The organism is Bradyrhizobium sp. CCBAU 53351, from assembly GCF_015291745.1.
Classification (GTDB): domain Bacteria; phylum Pseudomonadota; class Alphaproteobacteria; order Rhizobiales; family Xanthobacteraceae; genus Bradyrhizobium.
Window position 1 is genome coordinate 1,711,176 of the sequence record NZ_CP030059.1, and the last position, 21,214, is coordinate 1,732,389.

Annotated in this window: 14 protein-coding genes; 6 read left to right on the plus strand and 8 right to left on the minus strand. The window is 62.9% G+C overall.

Annotation, left to right across the window (positions count from 1 at the left end):
• From XH83_RS08090 to XH83_RS08100, 3 genes are read left to right on the plus strand one after another with little or no spacing between them, the layout of a single operon-like run.
• Nucleotides 1–1,338, plus strand: a complete 1,338-nt coding sequence (locus XH83_RS08090) for a hypothetical protein (protein ID WP_194406490.1) — start codon at nucleotides 1–3, stop codon at nucleotides 1,336–1,338.
• Between the two features lie 9 nt (nucleotides 1,339–1,347).
• On the plus strand, nucleotides 1,348–2,454 hold the full coding sequence (locus XH83_RS08095; protein ID WP_194406491.1) for an acyltransferase: 1,107 nt from the start codon (nucleotides 1,348–1,350) through the stop codon (nucleotides 2,452–2,454).
• Entirely contained in the window at nucleotides 2,451–3,542 is a 1,092-nt protein-coding gene (locus tag XH83_RS08100) for an acyltransferase (protein ID WP_194406492.1), read from the plus strand. The genes XH83_RS08095 and XH83_RS08100 overlap by 4 nt, the downstream gene beginning before the upstream one ends.
• A gap of 21 nt (nucleotides 3,543–3,563) precedes the next feature.
• Here the strand turns inward: XH83_RS08100 and XH83_RS08105 are convergent, their stop codons facing one another.
• The gene (locus tag XH83_RS08105; protein ID WP_246776437.1) at nucleotides 3,564–4,709 is read right to left on the minus strand and encodes a glycosyltransferase family 4 protein; all 1,146 of its coding nucleotides are present in this window, start codon (nucleotides 4,707–4,709) and stop codon (nucleotides 3,564–3,566) included.
• Nucleotides 4,710–4,949: 240 nt separating this feature from the next.
• On the opposite strand from XH83_RS08105, the gene XH83_RS08110 reads away from it, so the two are divergent.
• Nucleotides 4,950–6,407: a lipopolysaccharide biosynthesis protein gene (locus XH83_RS08110; RefSeq protein ID WP_194406494.1), complete on the plus strand. Its 1,458-nt coding sequence runs from the start codon at nucleotides 4,950–4,952 to the stop codon at nucleotides 6,405–6,407.
• Between the two features lie 19 nt (nucleotides 6,408–6,426).
• A complete protein-coding gene (locus XH83_RS08115) occupies nucleotides 6,427–7,788 on the plus strand; it encodes a polysaccharide pyruvyl transferase family protein (protein WP_246776438.1) in 1,362 nt (453 codons plus the stop codon).
• A gap of 27 nt (nucleotides 7,789–7,815) precedes the next feature.
• Here XH83_RS08115 and XH83_RS08120 read toward each other — a convergent pair whose 3' ends face one another.
• From XH83_RS08120 to XH83_RS08150, 7 genes are all read right to left on the minus strand, one after another.
• Nucleotides 7,816–8,943, minus strand: a complete 1,128-nt coding sequence (locus tag XH83_RS08120) for an acyltransferase (protein WP_194406496.1) — start codon at nucleotides 8,941–8,943, stop codon at nucleotides 7,816–7,818.
• 231 nt (nucleotides 8,944–9,174) lie between these two features.
• Nucleotides 9,175–13,083: an RHS repeat protein gene (locus XH83_RS08125; protein WP_194406497.1), complete on the minus strand. Its 3,909-nt coding sequence runs from the start codon at nucleotides 13,081–13,083 to the stop codon at nucleotides 9,175–9,177.
• 497 nt (nucleotides 13,084–13,580) lie between these two features.
• Nucleotides 13,581–14,972: a hypothetical protein gene (locus XH83_RS08130; RefSeq protein ID WP_194406498.1), complete on the minus strand. Its 1,392-nt coding sequence runs from the start codon at nucleotides 14,970–14,972 to the stop codon at nucleotides 13,581–13,583.
• Nucleotides 14,969–16,246: a glycosyltransferase family 4 protein gene (locus tag XH83_RS08135; RefSeq protein WP_194406499.1), complete on the minus strand. Its 1,278-nt coding sequence runs from the start codon at nucleotides 16,244–16,246 to the stop codon at nucleotides 14,969–14,971. Before XH83_RS08135 ends, XH83_RS08130 begins: the two co-directional genes overlap by 4 nt.
• Before the next feature lie 30 nt (nucleotides 16,247–16,276).
• Nucleotides 16,277–17,614: a hypothetical protein gene (locus tag XH83_RS08140; RefSeq protein WP_194406500.1), complete on the minus strand. Its 1,338-nt coding sequence runs from the start codon at nucleotides 17,612–17,614 to the stop codon at nucleotides 16,277–16,279.
• Nucleotides 17,614–18,753, minus strand: coding sequence for a glycosyltransferase (locus tag XH83_RS08145; RefSeq protein WP_194406501.1), 1,140 nt, complete (start codon nucleotides 18,751–18,753; stop codon nucleotides 17,614–17,616). Before XH83_RS08145 ends, XH83_RS08140 begins: the two co-directional genes overlap by 1 nt.
• A 255-nt stretch (nucleotides 18,754–19,008) precedes the next feature.
• Complete coding sequence (locus tag XH83_RS08150) at nucleotides 19,009–20,112, minus strand: glycosyltransferase family 1 protein (RefSeq protein WP_194406502.1); 1,104 nt, start codon at nucleotides 20,110–20,112, stop codon at nucleotides 19,009–19,011.
• A gap of 179 nt (nucleotides 20,113–20,291) precedes the next feature.
• Here XH83_RS08150 and XH83_RS08155 point away from each other — a divergent pair, with 179 nt between their 5' ends.
• Nucleotides 20,292–21,167, plus strand: a complete 876-nt coding sequence (locus XH83_RS08155; protein WP_194406503.1) for an aldose 1-epimerase family protein — start codon at nucleotides 20,292–20,294, stop codon at nucleotides 21,165–21,167.
• The last annotated feature ends 47 nt before the right edge of the window (nucleotides 21,168–21,214 follow it).

A 21,214-nucleotide genomic window follows, 5' to 3' on the forward strand; every position in this document is an offset into this window, starting at 1 on the left:
ATGACGATCCTTGCGCTGCATCGTCCCCGGATCACGCTGATCAGCCTCAACATCGAGGCGATCGCGCTCGGGGTCTATCTGGTCCGCGACGCCTTCGGCGGCGTGATCCGTTATTACACCAGCATCTATCACGTGGATCCGCTCTGGTACCTGCCTGACGGCGTCGCGCTTTTGTGCCTGGCCCAGTTCTTCGTGCATTGCATCCTGCGCAATCGTAGCACCCTCGCGCTGCTGGTGCTGGTCCAGATCATGCTGTCGCTCGTGCTCGGCTACCTCTTCATGGGAACGATGAACGCGGCGATCTCGTCGTTCAAGATGATGCTCCCGGTGTTCGTGGGGTTCTGCTTCTGCGATTCCAGTCTTGGTTCGTACCGAAAGCTGCTGTCGGTCATCGCGGTGACCTTCTATCTCTCCGTGATCGGCGTTTTCCTGACCAAGTTCTATTTGATGCCCTGGGTGGGCTATAAATACGAATCCTTCGGCGCGGTGCGCGAGGCCGGCCGGTTGTGGTGGGCCTATGGCGGCGACGACCAGCGCCTCATGGGCTTTGCCGCCGACAACACCATGGCGGCCTTCTTCATCCTGGTGTCGTTCGCGATCACGTCCATTCGCATGAGCACCAGTTGGTGCCTCATATTTGGTTCCATCGCGATCTATGCCATCAAGCTGACCACGAGCAAGACGACCATGATCGTCCTCGTGCTCTATCTTGTTCTGCTGGTCTTCGTGCGGATGCTGCCGGAGAAATCGCGCTTCCCCGCAATCCGATTGATCGCGCAATGGTCCTTCGCCGCGATCTTCGTGCCGTTCTTCATGATCGTGGTGGCATCGGGGACCGCCGCGGTGCCGCACTCGACCCTGTTCAGCATCGTCGATCGCATCAACAACAGCTGGCAGCTGCCGTTCGTCTACATGAACCAGCTCATGCCGATCGGTCTGGTGACCGGTTGCGGCGCGGGCTGCTTCAACTATCCGCAGAAGCTGTTCTCGCCGCTCGCGCATTTCTGGGTGCCCGTCGACAATTTCTACATCGGGACTTACCTGATGTTCGGTCTCCCGTTCGCCGCATTCATGGTGATGGTATTCCGGGCGACATTCGGAGCGACCGACGTCTACAAGCTGACGCTGATCTTCGTCGTCAATCTGTTCACGATCACGGTGCTGAATTACGGCCCGGCGTCCGGCCTGCTGATCATCGCATTGAGCTTCAGCGAGGTGTTCTCGCGCCGTGCGGCCTCCGCGCGGGCGGGAGACGCAGTGCCAATCGTCATGCGGCCGCCGGTGCCGTCATTGGAAGGCTTCCGCCCGGATATACCGGCGGCGAGCGGAAGCAGGTGAGAACGAACGATGCATAAACGGCTTGCATTCATCGACACGCTGCGCGGCATTGCCGTGCTGTCGGTCCTGGTCCAGCACGTATTCGAGATCATCGTCGAAAAGCATCCGACGGGTGCCTATTACTGGCCCTTCCATGACGTGTTCGGCTACTATATGAATTTCGGCCGGTTCGGCGTCGTGCTGTTCTTCTTCGTCAGCGGCTTCGTCATTCCGTTCAGCTTTCCGGACAGCGCCACGCCGGTTCGGGATTTCGCGATCAGCCGCTTCTTCCGGCTCTATCCGGCCTACTGGACCTCGCTCGTGATCGGTCTCGTGACGATGCAGCTGATGGACTCGAAGGTCTATCCGCTGGGGCAGGTTGCTGCGAACGTGACGATGCTGCAGACCTTCGTGAACATCCCGAACCTCTGGGTGTTCTACTGGACGCTGGCGATCGAGCTGCTGTTCTATGTCGGATGCACCATCCTGTTTGCGATGGGGCTGCTGAACCAGCGCTTCACGGCCGTGGCGATCGTCATTGCCGCCGCGCTGGTCGGAACGACCGCTGCACTTCTGGCGGAGAACAGGACCGTTTCCTCGGTGATGGAGGTGGGGTTGAACCTGTCGGCGATGTTCCTGGGCAAGATCATCCGCGATACCGTCATCGGCGGAAAGCTGCGATGGACCCACGTGGCGGTCTGCACGCTGCTGTATGCGATCTTCGCCATCACCCTGTCCGACCGGCGCTTCGGCGGCGTGTATCACGAGAATTTCTTCTACAGCTATTCGATCGGATCGGCTTATGTCGGCGCCGCGCTGGTCTTCATCGGCTTCGCCGTGTTCGGCGAGCGAATGGCGTGGCGCCCGATGGCATTCGTCGGCGTGATCAGCTATTCGGTCTACCTGATGTCGCCCTTCGTGATCGTCTTCATCCATCGCCTCGTCTGGTTCGGCGATGGGCCGCTGGGATGGTCGATCTTCCTGGCGCTGATCCTGGCGCTGTCACTTATCGTCAGCTGGATGACGTTCACGTTCGTCGAGAAGCCCAGCATCGCCTTTGGACAACGGTTCCGCTCGGCGCGACGAAAGAAAGTGGTTCTCGAGCCTGCGCTCAGCACCCAGGGCGCCGCAGAGTGACCAAGCTTCCGCACCAGCCGGGCGTCGCCTATGACGGATCGTTCGTTCCGTCGGTGCAGGGGCTTCGCGGCATTGCGGCGCTGAGCGTGCTGATGGATCATTTCTACGACATGCCGAAGGGCGGCATGTACGACATTCCGGATCCCGGATTCCTGCCGCCGCTCTGGACCTGGCTGCAATCGGTGATCAATGTCGGCGGGCATGGCGTCGAGCTGTTCTTCATGATCAGCGGCTTCCTGATCCCGGCCAGCCTGGTACGGCACGGATCGCTGCCGCGGTTCTTCTTCGATCGCGTCCTGCGCATCATGCCGGTATTCGTCGTCCTGCATCTCGCGCTGTTCGCGATAGGTCCGATCGTCGCTTACAAGTTCTTCCGTGGGATCGATCTGCCGAGCTATCTCGGGATATTCGCGGCCAACCTGTTCTTCGTGCAGGACGCGCTCGGCTTGCCCATTGCCCAGCAGAACGCCTGGACGCTGACCTATGAATGGGCATTCTACATCTGGTTTGCCGCGACGTTCTCGATGCTGCGCATCGGCGGCAAGATGTTGGCAGCGCCTCTGATCCTGCTGGGCGTCGCCTGTCTGCTGCATTGGCCGATCACGGCCTTCTTCTGCATCGGCATGCTCTTCAGCGCCACCGGCTTTCGCATCGCGATTCCGGGGCGTCTCGGCTTGGTCGTGGGGCTAGCCTGCGGAGTGGCGATGTATGCGAGCCTTGTGCTGTTTCACCCGTTCGTGGCGCTGCTTCCCGGCTTCCTGCTGTTCGGCATGGTGCTTGCCCCGGAGTCAGGCCTCGGCAGGGCCCTGAGTGCGCCGGCGCTGCAATATGTCGGCAAGATCAGCTACAGCCTCTATCTCGTGCATCCCTTCGTGCTGTTCCCCTTGCAGGTGATCGGCCTCAAGCTGGTCGCCGTCGGTGTCGATCGCTGGCTGTTGTGGGCCGCTTTCATCGCGCTTGGGCTGGTGATGTCGTTGGTGGCGAGCGCGATCAGCTATGAGCTGATCGAGGTCAGGCTGCGGCGCCTGCTCGACGGTGCGATCCGGGGCATGTTCTTTCGGCCGCTGAAGGTCGGACAATCGGTTTGAGACACCGCGGTGCCGTCGCGGTCAGCTCACGGTACGACCCGCGAGCTTGTGATAGGAGCCCAGCAATCCTTCGGCGATGCGGTCCCAGTTCAAGATGCCGGCCGCGGTCTGCCGCGCGCCGTCGGTCAATGTCGCGGCAAGAGGTTTCGAGGTCAGCACGCGTTCGAGCGCATCTGCCAGTGCCGTGGCATCGCCGGGAGGAACAAGCAGCCCGTTGACACCGTCGGTGACGACGTCGGGAATGCCGCCGGTGGCGCTGGCGACGACGGGACGCGCATTGCCGTAAGCCGATGCAAGCACGCCGCTCTGCGTCGCATCCTTGTACGGCAAGGCGACTACGGCGGCGGATTGAAACAGTCGCCCGGTATCGGCAGGTGAAATGTAGGCATTGATGGTCTTGACCGTCGGCATCGCCGCCATCCGCGCGCCGAGCCGCGTCATCTCGGGACCGCGGCCGGCAACGATCGCCTCGTGCGCCACGCCGCGCCGGGCCAAGATGTCGATCGCGTCGATGAAGACGTCCAGGCCCTTGTAGGCCCACATCCGTCCAAAAAACAGGATGCGCGTGGATTCGGGCGCGGTGATCGTACCCCTGGCCGGCGGAACCATGAGCACGCCGTGCATGCTGGAAACCGTCTCGCCCTTGAAGTCGGGTGACGCGCGGCGGAAATCTGCAATGCAGCTCTCGCCGTGCGTCGTAACGACCGACGCGGCGGCGCGCATGCGTTCACGCCAGCTGTCCTCGCGTGGCGAGGTGCCGGAGCCGCCTTCCGAATGCGGAATCGCATCGTGAACCGTCAACACGAGAGGGATGCCGAGGGGACGAAGGAACTGGATCAGCTTGGACGTGTAGATCTCCGGAACTTCGTGACAATGAATCACGTCCGGACGAAACGAAATTATGTCGAGGAACGAGGCCGGGATGCCGATCGCGCCACCACGGCGCAGGCTCAGGTCGCGAATCCGGGTCTGAAATGGCGCCGCCACGGCGATATCGGCCAGTTCCCATTGCTGGTTGGCATCCTTGCGGTTGAGCACGAGGCGAACGTCGCAATGATGCGCCAATCCCGATGCGAGCCGGTAGGAATATTCCGCAAAATGCGGTGCGTAGATCGCTACACGCAAGCGCCTGGAGTTGCGGAGAGAACGCTGGGCAGGCGAATTCATCAAGGCATCCATTTTGCATCACTTTGCAAAGGTTGATTGGAGTGTAGTCCACGATTTGAACTCACTTCCACTCTAAATCGGAAACGTGACGGCACTCATCTGATTGCCATCACTCCGTCGTAACGTAGCGAGCAATCAGTACTCCGCCGTGATCGGAGATGGTGACGTCACGGCCGCATCGTGCCACGTCGTCTAGTCTGCGATTGTGGTTGGATCTGTCGGAATTGGGTCGAATTGTTGATGAACGTCACGCAGGGCAAACAACATCAGGTCGTGGTGGCGTTGTTTTGGTCGCTCGCACAGAATTGGGGCGGCCGCGCACTGTCGTTCGTGCTGTTCCTGGTATTGGCGCGGCTGCTCAATCCTGCCGATTTCGGCCTTGCCGCGCTGGTCGCCTTCATCCTGCTGCTTCTGAGCTCGATCGCCGAATTCGGCTTCGGTGACGCGCTGATTCAGCGGCGGACGCTCGAGCCCGCCGACGTGACGCTGCCTTTTTTCTGCTCGTTTGCAGCCTCGGCGCTTCTGGCCGTCCTGATTGCGCTGCTCGCAACCGACATCGAGCGTTGGCTCGACGTGAAGGGGCTCGCGCCGCTGTTGACAGCTGCCTCTCTCGCGCTGCCGATCGGCACCGCCACCCTGTTCCAGGAGGCGCTCTACAAGCGCCAGATGGATTTTCGCGTGCTCGCGGTCAGGACTATGGTGGCAACCGCCGTGTCCGGCGTCGTGGGCATCGCCTGCGCCTATGCCGGGTTTGGCGCTCTCAGCCTCGTGATCCAGGTCGTCGTCCAGAGCGCGATCAGCGGCTTGTGGCTCTGGAGCCAGCCGCGATGGCTGCCGATGCGCGGCCACGACATGACAAGTTTTCGCGAGCTCTCGGGCTACAGCATCCATGTCGTGCTGAACAGGCTGCTGGATTTCGCCATCGTGCGGACGATCGACATGATCATCCTGTCGCTCTATGGCGTCGCGGCGCTCGGCATCTACACGGTCGGTGCGCGGGTCTACATCATCCTGATGCAGCTGCTCACCCAGGCGGTCATGGACGTCGCGCTCAGTGCATTGTCCAAGATTGCACATGAGCGAGACCGCATCGCAGGCGCCTATCTTCGCAGCGTCAGCCTTGGTGCGCTGATCGGATCTCCGGTCTTCGTGCTCCTCGCGGCGATCGCGCCGGAGTTTTCCCTGCTGTTGTTCGGTGCCAAGTGGGGCGGCAGCGAAGCGGTGATGCGGCCGCTGATGCTGATCGGGGCGGTGCAGACGGTACAGTTCGTCAACAGCGCTTATTTCGGCGCTCTGGGCAAACCAAACTACGTCTTTGTACTCAACATCCTGAAGTTCTGTACGGTCGTGCCGGCGATGTTCCTGCTTCCGTCGCGCGACATCGGCCAATTGGCCACGATCTTCGCGTTCTCCCAGCTCGTGGTGACACCCGTGACGTTCACGCTGGCGCTCCGGCTGCTGGGCTTGAGCTGGGGCCAGTTCCTGCGTCCGATTGCGGGCTGCCTGTGCGCCATCGTCCTGGCTTACGGCGCGGTCGCGCTGTGCCGCGAGGCGACGCCCGGCATGAATCCCTATTTGCGGATGGGATTGCTGTCGTCCTGTTTTGGCGTGACCTATCTGACCGGCCTTCTGCTGTTCTGGCGGAAGCAGGTCCTTTCCCTGATCGAGTTCGTCGTGAAGCGCGGTGCGACCGCCTGATGAAGACGAGGAGGATGTCGTGAAGCAATTGATCCCCGTGCCCGTACGCCGGCAGCTCCGAGGCTGGCTCAACAGCGCGAAGAATACGCCGTTGGCACTCGATCTGCTCGAGCTGCGCAGGTGGCAGATCGCCCGCAAGGACGTCGGCGTCAACGGCGCGCCGCGCAACAATCCTCGCCGGCTGGTCGTGCTTCCCTCCGATCCCTGGAGCGTTCATCAGTCGCGCGGCGACGAGGCCATGATCGAAGCGGCGGCCGGGGAGATGAGGCGGGCCTATCCCAACCTCGAGGTCTACATCATCACAGCGACCGCAACGGCGAGCGCGGACGTGCGCGCGATGGGCTTCGAGCCGCTCGAGCTCTGGAGGCAGCCGTTCTCCTATGAGACGGTGGCGCAGGAGCTGTCGCTCACCAGGCCGGATTTCGGGCTGGTCCTGGGCGCCGACGTGCTCGACGGCTACTATTCTCCGGTGGATGCCGCGCGCATGCTGCTGGTTGCCGATCTGATGGCGGCGTTCGGCGCCAAGGTCAGCGTGCTCGGCTTCAGCTTCAACTCCCGCCCGGCGAAAGCGCTACGCGAGGTATTCCGGCTGCTCGATCCGGGCGTGGTCCTGAATCTGCGTGATGCGATCTCCCTTCGGCGCTTCGACGATTTCGCCCGCAAGCGCGCCCATCTGGTCGCTGACGCCGCATTCATGCTGACGCCGCGGACGGATACGGCCGCAGTGAAGCAGATCGCGGCCGCGATCGCGCGGCAGCGCGAGCAGGGCCGCAAGGTCTTCGTCTTCAACATCCATCCGATGCTGTTCAAGAAGCCGGAGCCGGCCAAGTTGCGGCAAATGATAGACCGCGCGGCGGGCGCCATGGAGCTTCTGTCTCGCGAGCACAATGCAAGCTGGTTGTTGCTGGCGCACGACTACCGCCCGGAGATCGCCGACGACAATTGCCTCCGGCCGCTGGCCGCCCGTCTCAAGCCCGCGCTGGGCGACCGCGTGCATCACGTCGATCAGGTGCTGTCGGCTGGCGAGATCAAGGCCGTCGTCGGTCTGGTCGATGGCGTGATCACCGGCCGCATGCATCTGGCGATTGCGGCGCTCGGGCAGGGAACGCCCGTCGCAGCGATTACCTATCAGGACAAATTCCAGGGCCTGTTCGCGCATTTCGGCGTCAGCGAACAGCTGTTGCTGTCGCCCGCGCAGTTTCTCGTCGGCGACAGCTTCGAGACGTTTCTGCAGCATTTCCTCGGCGCGCACGAAGCCGTCGGCCAGCAGGTCCGTCAGGCTCTGCCTGGCGTCATGGAATTGTCCCGCGCCAATGTCGCGCCGCTGCTGGGCGAGAGCGCGATGCGGATTGTGCCGGCGGCCGACGGTAAGGTCGCCTGAACGCCGCTCACGTCATCGGCAGGGCAGTCAGTTGACTGCCCGCTCGGTGTTGTCGAAACGCATGGGTGTCTCGGCGGTGGCCGTCTGGACCTTGCGCGAGGAGGGAGCGCCGGTGTCGGCCCAGCGATTGATGAGGCGCCGCGCGGGATTCTCGAAATAAGCGTAGGTGCGGTCCGCGATGACGGTCAGGACCACGCAGCACGCCAGGGCGAACAGGCCGAACTGATCGGGCCGCAGTCCGAGCCAGGTCCAGAGCGGCTTGAACACGGCAATGAGAACGGCGTCGTGCAGCATGTAGATCGCATATGAGGTGTTGCCGAGCCGGCCGAGCAGGCGGGCGCCCGGAAACTGCTTGAAGGCGCTTTCGCCGACCGCCGTGAGCAGGATGGCGCAGGAGAACAGCAGGATGGCGAGGTCGGGCTTGGCGAAGACGTTGAGGACGAGCACCGAGACGCCGAACATGCCGATGCCGGCGAAGATCATCCGCTTGTTCCGGTAAGGATGCGACATCCGGAACAGTATGGCGAGCAGGATGCCGTTCAGGAAGCTCGGCAGTGCGCGGAGCATTCCGTAGTCGAAATTGGCGCCATACATCTGCGACCGCTCCTGCCAGATCGGCAGATGGCCGTGGGCGAGAACCAGATAGAGCGCCGCAACGATCGCAGCGAGCACGATCGGCTGGACCTTGCGCGCGAACAGCATCAAGGGCGGAAACACCAGATAGCAGAAGAACTCCGCGCTGATCGACCAGGACGGCGAGTTGAAGCTGAGGTGATCGGTGACGCCCCAGGCCTGTAGCAGCAGGATATTGTACAGGAAGTCCAGCGGGGTCGAGCGGGCCGTGCGTTCCAGCCCGACGCCGATGAGCACCACGAAGACGAGCAGGCTCAAGAGGTGCAGCGGATAGATCCGCGCAATACGCCGGATCATGAAGCGGGAATAGGCGGCCACACCGCGCGCGTCGGACGGGTAAGAGTAGGAGATTACGAAGCCGGACAGAATGAAGAACATGTCCACGAACAGGCCATAGGACCCGTTCCACGCCGGCGAGATGCCCGTGTCGATCAGCTTCAGGTGGAAGATGAAGACCCCGAGCGCGGCGACGAAGCGGTAGAAGTCGAGAACGACGAAACGTCTTGCTTCACTGGCTTCCATCGGGCCTCGGAGTCCTTGCGCGGTTCGTCTCCGTTTCTAACGGCGAATTGTGACGCAAGTTCGCTGCGCGTTGGCCGATGCGGCGCAATCGGGGCAGCTCGCCCGCATTCATGGGAGCCATCCCATTGCGAATGGCAGCCGGCGTACTGCTCATCGATCAGGCAGGCGCCCAACAAACGACGGGGCCGGGACCGACATGGTCCCGGCCCTCTGGGCTCGAATTCGCCGTGCTCAGACGAACAGGAAGTCGTGGCTCGTCAGGCTGGAGACGTAGACGTTCTTCAGCAGGATCGAGTCGGTGGCGGAGAACGTGATGAGCGCGTTGGTGCCGGACTGCGTGATTTGCAGGTGGCTGTAGTCCGCCGCCAGCAGTTTCGAGATCTGGACCACGTCGTGAGTCGTGCCGTCGCCGGCCTGGAAGTTGAGGATCTGGTCCTGGCCGTGGTCGTAGGCAATGGTGGTCGCGTTCGGTGAGGCCGAGAACACGTCGTTGCCGGCCCCGCCCTGGATCGTCACGCCGCTGGCGACGGCCGTGACATTGTGGGTACCGTCGGTCTTGGTCTGATCGAAGTACTGCAGCGCGCTGGCGCTGTTGTAGTTCTCGTGCTGCGTGGTGCCGGTCTGTCCGTTGAAGTTGAACAGGAAGACGTCCTTCGAGCCGTCGGTGTTGTTGGCGATCTCCTGGGTCTTCACGCCCGCGCTGCTATAGATATCGGTCAGCTTGCTGCCGTCGTCGTGGATGACCTGGGTATAGTCCAGGGTGCCGTCGGCGTGGGTCCGGGTGAGGTCGACCAGCTTGCCGGAGGCATCGAGGTGCTGATGCTGGGTGGTGTAGGACTGCCCGGTGACGTTGTAGTTCCAGTTATCCGACGTGCCATCGGCATTCTTGATATAGGCGGCGGTCTTCACGCCGCCGGTATAGACCGTCGTGGAGCTGTAACCGTCGAGCTTCGTGGTCACCTCGCTGGTGATGACGCCGTGGGCGTCGTACCAGTCGGAGGTCTTGGTGCCGTTGGCGCTCTGCTCCAGTGTGAAGGCCAGGCTGTTGTCGGCGTGGGTGCGAACGATGTTGGTGAGGAAGCCGGTCGAATCGTAGGTGTCGTGCTCGTTCGCGTAGGTCTGGCCGACGACGTTGAACTGGAAGACGTCCTTCGACCCGTCGGCGTGGTAGTCGGTCTCCGTCTTCTTGACGCCCGACGCATCGTAGTTGGTGACCACGCTGCTGCCGTCGCTGTTGATGATCTGGGTGTAGTCGAGCGAGTTGTCCGCATGCCAGCGGGTCACCTCGGTCGTCTGGCCTGTGGGGTCGAGGTGCTGGTATTGCGTGGTGTAGCTCTGACCGGTGATGTTGTAGCTGTAATTGTCGTGGCTCTGGTCGGCATTGGTGATGTAGGCCGCTGTCTTGACGCCGTTGGTGTACACCGTCGTCGAGCTGTAACCGCTCGGCTTCTGGAACACCTCGCTGGTGAGGACGCCGTTGGCGTCGTACCAGTCGGTCGTCTTGGTCCCATCGGCGGTCTGCACCAGCTTGAAGGCCATGCTGCCGTCGGCGTGCTTGCGGATCAGCGTGGTGAGGAAGCCGGTCGCATCGTAGATGTCGTGCTCGGTCGTGTAGCTCTGGCCAGTGATGTTGAAGAGGAAAACGTCCTTGCTGCCATCGGCATGGAAGTCGGTTTCCTTGGTCCGCGTCCCCGCAGCGTCGTAATTGGTGACGACGCTGCCGCCGTCGGCGTAGATGATCTGGGTGTAGTCGAGCGTGCCGTCGGCATGCTTGCGGGTCACGGCCGTGACCTTGCCCGAGGGATCGACGTGCTGGATCAGCGTGGTGTAGCTCTGGCCGGTGATGCCAAAGGCGTAATTGTCCTGGCTGCCGTCGGCATTCTTCACATAGGTATTGGTCTTGACGCCGTTGCTGTAGGTCGTGGTCGACGTAGTGCCGTCCGCCTTCTGCACCACCTCGCTGGTGAGGCTGCCGGCGGCATTGTACCAATCGGTCGTCTTGGTGCCGTCCGTGGTCTGAGTGAGCTTGAAGGCGAGGCTGCCGTCGCTGTGCAGGCGCGTCAGGCTGGTGAGGAAGCCGGTGGCGCTGTAGACGTCGTGCTCGGTCGTGTAGTTCTGGTCCGTGATGTTGTAGGTCCAGACATCCTTGCTGTGGTCGGCGTGATAGGCCGTCTCGACCAGCTTCACGCCGGCAGCGCTGTAGGTGGTGATCACGCTGCTGCCGTCGCTGTTGTAGACCTGCGTCGAGTCCAGCGAGCCGTCGGCATGGCTGCGGGTCACCGAGGTGACCTTGCCCGAGGCGTCGAGATGCTGAACCTGGGTGGTGAAGCTCTTGCCCGTGATGCCGTAGGTGTAATTGTCCTGCGTCCCGTCGGCATTCTTGACATAGGCGGCGGTCTTCACGCCGCTCGTGTAGAGCGTGGTGGAGTAATAGCCGTCGGACTTCTGGACGACTTCGCTCAGAAGGGTGCCGGCGGTGTTGTAGGTGTCGGTGGTCCTGGTTGCGTCGGTGCCGACGTGAACGAACTTCGTCTTCACGCCGCCCGTGTAGCTGATCAGGTCCTTGGAGCCGTCGGTGTAGGCCACGGTGGTCGAGGTCGGCTGCCCGCTCGAATTCAGGCCGGTATCCGACTTCGACACGAGCGCTCCGCTGGAACTATAAGTCTTCGTGCTGCTCCAGGTCGCGGCCGAGTTCGTCACCGAGAACGAGTAGCCGCCCTGGATCTTGGAGAGGGCGCTGCCGTAATGGGCAATGATGTAGTCCATGGTCGCCTTGGAGGCGACGGGCAGGACGTGCGAGCCGGTCAGCGTGATGGTCTGCAGTGCCGTCGACTCGCTGAGGTCGGACAGTTGCGGCACGATCTCGGCGGCCGAGCCGCTGACGGTGGTCCTCGTGTCCGGCGGAGTCGACGTGGCCGGGGGCGCGTCGATCTCGATGATCAGCGGGTGGTCGCTGACCGGAATCGTGATCGAGCTGACGTCGGTGTAGCTGGCGATCGCCGTGGTTCCCGTCAGGGTGTCGTACACCTTCACCGAATGATGCACGCCGCCGAGATTCACGGTGACCGTCTGGGCGGTGTTTGACACCTCGCTATCGGTGGAATCGTTCCAGAGCTTCGGCTCCGCCCACACGACGAGCTCGTAGGCGCCGTTGCTCTTGCCGAGCACCATGCTGTTGCCGGTCGCCGGCATGTTGCTCAGGGTGTAGTTCAACGGATCAGTCGGCTGCAGGCTGCCCTTGCCGTCGTCGGCCAGAATGGTCGTCAAATTGTGGATGGCGGTGGCGGCGAGCTTCGGCGAGCCGTCGGAATTGAACAATCCGAAATTGGCCTCGGGATTGGTATTGCCGGCGGACGAGTCGCGATCGAACAGCTCGTAGAGATAGGTGGCGCTCACGCCGGCCTTGTAGGCATCGACCAGGGTGTTGAGGATCGATTTGGCCTGCACCGTCTCGTCGACGCCGAGATATTGGGTGTTGGCCTGGGTGGTGTAGCCGGTCTCGGTGATGACGACGGGCTTGCCCGGCGCCGCGGTCATGACGGCGCTCAGCGTTGCCGAAATCGAGCTGCCGGTCGTCAGGCTGGTGCTGACATAGGCATGGGCGTTGGCGTAGTCGACCGAGCCCGACATGTTGCCGAGCTGGCTGTAGCCTTGCGGATCGTTGTAGGCCAGTGACAGATTGTAGACGGGGATGCTGCCGAGCGTGGCGTTGGCATTGACGGCCTGGTAGAGCGCGCTCTGGAACTGGGCCGCGGCGCTGAGGCTCGAGCTGCCATTGTAGCTGAAGGGCTGGTGATTGGCCTCGTTGAGCCCTTCGATGGCGCTGATGCTGCCCGGATGGCTCACCGCGAACTTCTCGAGCGAGGCGATGTAGTTCTGCAGTCCGGTTGTGCCGGTCTGGGGCAGGGCGGACGACACCAGGAAGTCGAACTTGTAGCCGGCGGCGGCCAGGCCATCGACGACGGGTTGCGCAGCCGGGCTGGTCCCCATCGCGTCGCGGAGGTGGGTGACGCCGAGATACTCGAGGTCGTCGACCATCAGCGCGAGATTGTTGTAGCCGGTCCACCCGAAGCCGGCGTGGGTGTTGACGCCAATGGAGTTGATGAAGCCGCTGGCGGACAGGATGGTTTGATCGGACATTGCACACTCGATTTCAGCGCGAACGAAATTGCTCGCAGGATTTGCGTTCAAGCTTCTCTGTCGAGTGTGAATTTCAGATAAAAACGAAGCTGCAAATCGCGAGCGAAACGCGGTTCCTTGTGCAGGAACAGACTTGCTCGGCAGCAGCAGAATATCGATGCGATGCCGGTTCAGCGTGGCGCGAGGAAGGCGCTTTCAAGATTTTCGCGATTTGCACTGCTGAATGTATGCGCAGGCGGCGCGAAGGATTTCGTACGACGGGTGTTGCGACGCCGCGATGTGGCGCTCGTGTCCGCCGTTCGGAGTATCTTCGCCTCGTGCTTTCGCGCAGCTCGCACTCTGTCCTGCACGGGAAGTTCGTGGATGCCGCTTCCATGGGCGGTTAAACCCCATGATTTACCCGTAGGAGTTGTGGATGCTCAGGGATGCGGCAGGAGCGCGTTGCTGAGGGCCCGTTCCGCACCGGAACCCGATCTGCATCGCAAGAGGTGCGAGGATCAGCCGCGGCGGGCCGGCATCAGAAAGTCCCCGCGCCATCCAATGACCGCGGTCGCAATCGCTGCGATCACGATCTTGCCGGCGAGCCATGTCGCGGGCTCCGTCGGCATCGAGCCGAGCGATCCGATCAGGATCGCGGCCACCAGGGCCTGCATGACGAGCGGCCAGCGCGGGAATGCCTCAAAGCGCAGGGTCGGACCGAGTGCGACCAGCATGGTCGCGAGCGTGGCGACCGCAGCGCAGCCGACTGCGCCGCGCGGGGACAGGCCGACCGAGGTCGCAACCAGCGCGAAGGCGACGACAAGAGCGAGCTGGCCGGCCGCGACGAGGACCAGCCTGGTCGCCAGCTTCTCGAGATGGGGGACGACCGCGATCGTCGCCTGCAGATGGGTGTGCAGGAAATAGAAGGCGGCGACCATTGGCGCCGTCTCGAGAAAGCCGGCCAGGCTCGCCTGCGGCACCAGGATATGGGCTGCATCTGGAATGAATCCAATCAGTCCGCCGAGCAGCACCAGGGTGGTGCAGATCATGAATTCGAACATCCGCCGCGCCGACTGCACCGATTTTGCGCCGCTTGCGTGCTCGAAATCGTGGACCACCTCGGGATAGCTCACGGTGTGGATCGCCGCATTGAGAACCCAGAAGGGACGTTGCAGCAGGTCGAGCGCCATCGAAAATCCGGCCCCGGCCCCCGTCGCGCCCAGCCGGCCGATGACGATGACACGGAGCAGCACCGGCACCGACAAATGGATGACGGACGCGCCCGCCGCAAGCATGCCGTAGCGGGAGAATTCCTTCCAGTCGGCCAGCATCCTCTGCAACGACACGCGCTCCATCGGCGTGCGATAGGCGGCAAGGCCGGCGAGGAGGCCCAGGGCGTGCCCCGACGCGATGCCGAGCAGCGCCGCTTCGGCCGTTCCCGAGATCACGCCTCCGGCGACGGCACCGGCCAGAAGGGCGGTGGCACGCAGCGCCAGAAGCACGGAGGCGATGCCGAGCCGGTCGGACAGGCGGATCGACAGGAAATAGAGATCCGTCAGTCCCTGGAGGACGGAGATGCTCAGGCCCAGCGCGATAATCCCTCTCGGCAGCACGCTGGTCAGCGACGCGCAGCTCCCGACCACGACGAGCGCGGCCGCGCTCGTCAGGCCGGCCGCAAGCAGCGACCACCTCAGCCGGGCCGCCTCGTCCTCCTTGGCTGCCGCCAGAAAACGCAGTCCGGCCAGCTGCAGCCATTCGAACATCAGCACGCAGAGCAATTGGCTCGAGGCCAGCGCGAGGGAAAAGTTGGTGTAGTCGGCGGCGGGCAGCAGATGGCTGATCGCGAAGATCAGGATGATCGCCGCGGCGCTCTGATAGACGTAGCCCGCCATCGCGAACAGGCGTGTCATCGCGGAATGAGGCGCTCCTTACCGACGATCGCCGCTCCCTGCGGCGCTTCGGCCGTTGCTGCGCGCACCTGCGACATCCGCTGCTCGCGCAATTGTTCATACAGGTTCTTGTATGAAGACAGCACGTCCGAGAAGATCCACTTGTTGGTATCGGCGATCAGGCGCCGGCTGATCTCGTCGATCTTGTGCGGGTCGGCTGCGACCGCGAGCATGCTCTTGGCCAGGGATTGCGGATCGGCTTCGGTCAGCCAGCCGGTCACCCCGTGCTGGATGACCTCGGGCATGCCGCCGAAGCGCGTTCCGAGCAGCGGCCTGCCGGCCGCCTTGGCATCTGCGACGACCAGGGGACCGGGGTCGTGCCAGATGGAGGGCGCGACCACCACGTCGACCTGCTTGTAGAAATCGTCCGGCGCCACGAAGCCCATGAACTCGATTCGCGCATCCGGCGCGAGCGTCCTGAGGCGTCGCTGCTCCTCGTCGCTGACTCGGCCGGCGATCATCATGCGGATGCGATCCGGGGGCAGCAGCGCCAGAGCTCGCATCAAATTGTCGATGCCTTTTTCCTCGGTGAGGCGGCCGATGAATCCGAACGTCACCTCGGTGGTGCAAATCGGACGGGGATAGGGCGACTGCGGCGGCTCGGTCGAGGCATTGCGGATCACGGTGCGGATCGGCGTCTCCGCGAACATGCCCATATCGGTATGAATGGACAGGACGCGCTCGCTCACGCCGACCACGGCGCTGAGCCAGTGCGTGGCACGCTTGCGATGAAAGGTCAGAATTCCGCAGCTCGTGCAGGTGTGCTCGCAGGATCGTCCGTGGTCGAAGCGGGAGCAGCGCGGACAGGTCAGGTAATAGTCGTGAAGCGTATGAAGCACGGGAACGCCGAGCTGGGCGGCGACGCGCCAGATCGCGGTGGTGAGGCCCGACAGATTGTTGGAGTGCAGCACGTCCGGCTTGAAGGCCCGGATACGTTCCGCGATCAAGGGTGCCTGCATCTGCCAGTCGTCGATTGCGTGCCAGATGCTGCGCAATGCGATGTTCTTCTGCTCCGTGAAGGGCAGATACACGTTCCGCACCGGAGCGGAGTAGATGTTGATGCCGTCGCAGGTTTCCGGGGCCTGCTCGGGGGTGGATGCGGCCCGGATCACTTCCACCTCGTCACCGCGTTGCACCAGGCCTTCGGCGAAACGGCGGGCGAAGATCTCCGCGCCGCCGACGATCTTGGGTGCCTGAGGCGTCGGATAAAGCGTGGATGTCAAAAGAACTTTCATCGCGTCAACCTCATGTCTGCAAAATCGGCTCTACCGCGCCGGCCTGATCTCCAGGGTGGGAACGGCACTGTCATTGGCTGCAATCAGAACAGGTGTGCTCGAGACGGGAATCCAGACCCCGGACGCAGGCTTCGCCGCCTGGTCGCATGGCATCGCAAAGCTTGCGCCTTGCTGATCTCCCTTGAGCCGAATTTCGTAGCGCCGGTCCGGAGCCTCGGACCAGACGGCAATTCTGCCGCCGGAGGCCGTCGATGCATTGATCGACACGACGCCGCTGGCGAGCTCGCGTCGCTCGGCACTCAGGCTGGAGCGAATGAAGGCCCAGGCGCCTTGAGCCGCGCAGGCGACCGGCTTTGGCGAATTGTCGAAACGATAGAGCCCGAAATTGTCCTCCAGCTCGGACGGATTCTTTCCACTGTCCTTGAGCTCATAGAGCCACATGCCCTTGAGCCAGCGGGCCGCGGTCGACGCCCACAGGATGAGCTGCGCTGTATTGTCGGCCTGGGCCTGCTCACTGACGCCGCATTTGTTGCTGGCTGTGGTCCAGCCCGTCTCGGTGACATAGATCGGGAAGTTGGGGTTTCCGCTTGCCTGGCCGACGAGGCGGTGAAACGCCGTGAGCCGGTCGATGATCTCGGCCGAGGTGCGTTTGCTCGGGCCCATGCAGAAATTGTAGAGATGGATCGAAGCGCCGTCGGCATATTGAAGGATGCCGGTTCGCAGCATCTTCTCCGTCCATGTCCAGCCCGGATCGTCGCCGAGCGCGCCGACCAGGAAAGGCGCATTCGGTGCAACCCGCTTGACCGCCGGCCGCGCGACTTGCGCGAGCGCCAGATAGTTCTCCGGCGAGAACGCGGCGTCTTTCTTCGCCGCCAGATTCCATTCGTTCCAGAGTTCGAAGAGTGGGTGCTGCGGCAGGACCGATTGCGCCGCCGCCGCCGCATAATCGGCGAACCGCTGCCGCGCCTCATCGGTCGTCGGCGGCGTGGAATTCGGGACCAGATGATGGCCGAACGCAAGGATCAGAAGGGGGCGGGCGACGCCGGACCTGACTTGCGATTCCAGCCGGCTGAGCCTGGGCGTGAACCCCATCCGGCGTCCCCCCACCTCGAAATCGGACCAGGGAAAATCGTCGCGGAAGGCGTTGAGGCCAAGCTGCTTGATCTGGGTGACGTTCTCCGCAGGCACGTATCCGCGCGGGCTCACCGGGCCACCCAGGCCCTGATGCGTGCCGACCCCCAGCAGGAATCGGGCATCGAGCGGCTGCGCCTGCTGTGCGCAGACGGAGACCGGCAGGAAAACGGATGCGATGAGGCTCGCGAGGCGGAGACTGTCGCGAACCAAGGTGCGTGCGAATAGTCGAGCCATCAGAAATTCTTGGAGAGATCCGATTGCAGTCCCGCCTTCGCCGCGACCGGCGTCCCTTCGTTCTGGAGCAGCTCGAGATAGACCTGCTGCAACTGCCCATGCGTCTTCTGAACGTCATAGAGTTGCTTGAACCGGTCGTAGCCGCGCTGTCCCAGCACCTTGAGATCGAAATCGAGCGCCCGCCGAAAACCGTCGACGAGCGGCTGAACGGCGACGGGCTCGCAAAGCACGCCGGTGACGCCGTCGACGACGATCTCGGGCAATGCTCCGCTGCGGAACGCCAGGATGGGTTTTGCTGCGCGCATCGCTTCCAGGGCAACGAGGCCGAAGGCCTCCCATCGTGACGGGATCACGACGAGATCGGCAGCCTCGAGCTGGGTCTCGATGGTCGGGCGGTCGAGCCAGCCCAGCAGGGACACGTTAGGCGGGACGCTCGGGCCTTCATATTTGTTGACGACGGAGGCGCCGATCATACGGACATCAAGTACGTCTTCGAGTTCGCGCGCCGCCTCGATCAGGAGATCGAAGCCCTTCTGACGGTCCAGGCGCCCGATGAAGAGAACCTTGACCTTCTTGGAGGTCCAGTCTGCCGCGACGGGCTGCGGCGAGCGCGTCTTCGAGATGCCGTTATGGACGAGCGTGAGGCGGTCGGCGGGAATTCCCGCCCGGACGGCTTCGTTGAACTCGTCGCCGGAGATGCAGATGATTCGGTCCGACGTTCGTGCGAGCAGGTTCTCCGCCGCCTTCGTCACCACGTGACTGAGCCGGCCGGTCTGGCGCGAAAACGCCCAGCCGTGCGGACAATAGACGACGCGCGGTCCGTCCGAGCGGGCCGCAAGCGCAGGGCGGAGCACGAGGCCCGCGAACGAGGAATGCAGGTGCACGACATCAGGACGGAAGGCATCCAGGGCCTGCATGCTCGCGCGCAGCATCTGGAAGAGTCCGGCGACGCCGCGGCTGGGTCGTTCGAACGTCGTAATGTGATTGTCATCGACCCCTGGAAGATCGCGACGATGATCCGACGGCACGACATAATGCACATTGTCCGCGCCGAAGCTTGCCTGTTGCTGGGGATGCAACTCGTTCAGGTAGCTCGCAATCCCGCCCCGAATCGTCTCGGCGATGTGCAGCACTTTCATCGTTTGCCTCGCATAAGGCTGCGTCGGAGAGCCGGACATCGTGTATCCCTGTTCTGTGTTCGCTAGTGCGAAACACAGTTCCTCGAATACGTAGCGATAATGGGGCAGCGATGTGGTGATGTTGCGCCATGATCATTCGCGTGCGTGCGATCGCTGTAAAAGCGAAAGAAATGTCATGGAACCATGCATCAGGCAGCAAGTTGCAAAAGGTTTGTGCAGGAACCATTGCGCGCAACGGGCGAGTCGTGTCGAATTTCAAGCAGCGCTGGCGACGTTTGCCGGGCCTGCGAGATGATCGAGCAGGGCCTTCGCCGATTTCTTCCACGAATAGAATGCAACGCGATCGTGCTGCCGCATGCGTTCCTGATCGGAGACGGCACCCGTTGCCAGTCTTTCGAGCATGAGCTGCTTCAGCGCTTCGGCATCGCTGGCGCTAAAATACGCAGCGGCGTCGCCGCATGTCTCCACGACGGCATCGGCCGTCGAGGCAATGACCGGGCAACCGAAGATCATGGCTTCGAGTGGCGGCACGCCAAAACCCTCATAGAGCGAAGGGAATACGAACGCCGACGCGTGCGCATAGAGCGCCGCGATCTCGCTGTCCGTGAGACGCCCGGCCAGCAGCAGGCCGGAGGCTCCATCGCCTGAATTGTCCTGAAAGACCTTGCTGTTATCGCCTCCGACGATGACCAGCGGAACGTCGGCCCGATCGAGCAGCTGGACCGCTCGGATCGCGACGGAAAGATTCTTGTTCTTGGTCCGCGAGCCCACATAGAGAAAGAACTTCCGGGGCTGGAGGCCGAGTCGGGCAATGATGTCCGGATCAGGCTTCGTCTTGGCGAAATGCTCTGCGCTGTTGGGAAAAACCGGGATCGCGGTTGCCGACAGATTCAGCACTTCGGCAAGCTCCTTGCGCGAAAAAGCGGATACGGTTGCGATGCTTGCATGTCGGGCCAGCAGCCGGCCCATCGTGCGGTGAACGGCCAGATAACGCCAATTGAAGAAGTCGGGCCTGCGAAAAACCTGCGCGTCGTGGATCACGACAATGTGGTCGCGATGGAACACCGGGCCGGCATTGGCCAGGCTGATCAAGCGGCCTCCCGCCGCGGCCCGCGCCAGATCGATTTGATCCCAGGCGTGCCCGCGCAAGCGGCCGACGTTGCGGACCTTGATTCGCTCGAGGTGAAGGTCCTCGCTTGCATCCACGGGCGTCAGCAATTGCCAGTCTGCATTTCGCAGCGACGCCGGCGTTTGCTCCGATGCCAGCTGCGCGTCGATCGCCTTGACGATCTCGGCAGCGTAGCGCTGAACGCCGGTGAGTTTTTGCGATAAAAAGCGGCCGTTGATGAAGAATTTCAATTGGCTACCACAATGGTTGATCGGAATTCGCCCGGGCTGCGAGACGCAGGCGGTGGACGAACCCGTAAAGGAGCAACCGTTAGGTACAGAAATATGACGCAGCTCTGCACGGTGCCGACGCTCCGCGCATGGCTGGTGCCCGCCTTGCTGCGGTTGGAGGCGCAGTGTAGATGTCGGCCATGAGTGACGATACCCACACTCTCCGCAGCGGCGGACTTGTCTCGACCATCAAGGCGCATGGCGCCGAGCTGTGCTCGTTGAAGGACGGCACCACCGAATTCGTCTGGCAGGCGGGGCCGGAATGGCTGCGCCATGCGCCATTGCTGTTTCCGATCGTCGGGCGCCTCGCCAGGGACGAATTGCGGCACCGGGGCAAGACCTACCGGCTGACCCAGCACGGCTTTGCGCGCGACAACCGTTTTGCGTGGAGGGAGCGCGGCGAGAGCCGCTGCGTGCTGGTGCTCGAAGACAGCGAGACGACGCGTGCGCTCTACCCGTTCGCATTCCGGCTGACCGCAACTTATACGCTCGACAGCGCCGGCCTCGATCTGACTCTCACGATCGCCAACAAAGGCAAGGAGACATTGCCGGCTTCGATCGGCGGTCATCCCGCGTTCAACTGGCCGCTCCAGCCGGGGCTTGCCAAGGAGAGCTATTCGCTGACTTTCGCGAGCGCGGAATCGTCTCCCGTCCGCCGTCTCGATGGCGGATTGCTGCGCCCGGCAACGGAGCCGAGCCCGGTCAAAGGTGCGGTGCTCCCCTTGTCCGAATCCCTTTTCACCGACGATGCCGTCATCTTCGACCGGATCGAGAGCAACGCGGTCCGCTATGCCGCGCCCACCGGTCCCTGGCTCACAATGTCCTGGCGCGGCTTTCGCGAGCTTGGCGTCTGGTCGAAACCATCCGGCGCACCCTTCCTCTGCATCGAGCCCTGGCGCGGTTACGCCAGTCCAGCCGGGTTCGACGGCGAGTTCAGCGACAAGCCCGGCCTGATGCACATCGCAGCAGGCGCGGAAGAGCAATTGTCGTTCCGGATCGAGGTCGGATCGTCCTGATGCCGGAAGGCCTGCGCGCACATCCCGTTGCGGGCCGGGCGACGGCC

Coding starts and splice junctions, on each gene's coding strand:
- XH83_RS08110 (WP_194406494.1), top strand. CDS start 4,950: ATGAACGTCACGCAGGGCAAACAACATCAGGTCGTGGTGGCGTTGTTT.
- XH83_RS08130 (WP_194406498.1), bottom strand. CDS start 14,972: ATGACACGCCTGTTCGCGATGGCGGGCTACGTCTATCAGAGCGCCGCG.
- XH83_RS08090 (WP_194406490.1), top strand. CDS start 1: ATGACGATCCTTGCGCTGCATCGTCCCCGGATCACGCTGATCAGCCTC.
- XH83_RS08140 (WP_194406500.1), bottom strand. CDS start 17,614: ATGGCTCGACTATTCGCACGCACCTTGGTTCGCGACAGTCTCCGCCTC.
- XH83_RS08155 (WP_194406503.1), top strand. CDS start 20,292: ATGAGTGACGATACCCACACTCTCCGCAGCGGCGGACTTGTCTCGACC.
- XH83_RS08125 (WP_194406497.1), bottom strand. CDS start 13,083: ATGTCCGATCAAACCATCCTGTCCGCCAGCGGCTTCATCAACTCCATT.
- XH83_RS08120 (WP_194406496.1), bottom strand. CDS start 8,943: ATGGAAGCCAGTGAAGCAAGACGTTTCGTCGTTCTCGACTTCTACCGC.
- XH83_RS08095 (WP_194406491.1), top strand. CDS start 1,348: ATGCATAAACGGCTTGCATTCATCGACACGCTGCGCGGCATTGCCGTG.
- XH83_RS08105 (WP_246776437.1), bottom strand. CDS start 4,709: ATGAATTCGCCTGCCCAGCGTTCTCTCCGCAACTCCAGGCGCTTGCGT.
- XH83_RS08135 (WP_194406499.1), bottom strand. CDS start 16,246: ATGAAAGTTCTTTTGACATCCACGCTTTATCCGACGCCTCAGGCACCC.
- XH83_RS08145 (WP_194406501.1), bottom strand. CDS start 18,753: ATGAAAGTGCTGCACATCGCCGAGACGATTCGGGGCGGGATTGCGAGC.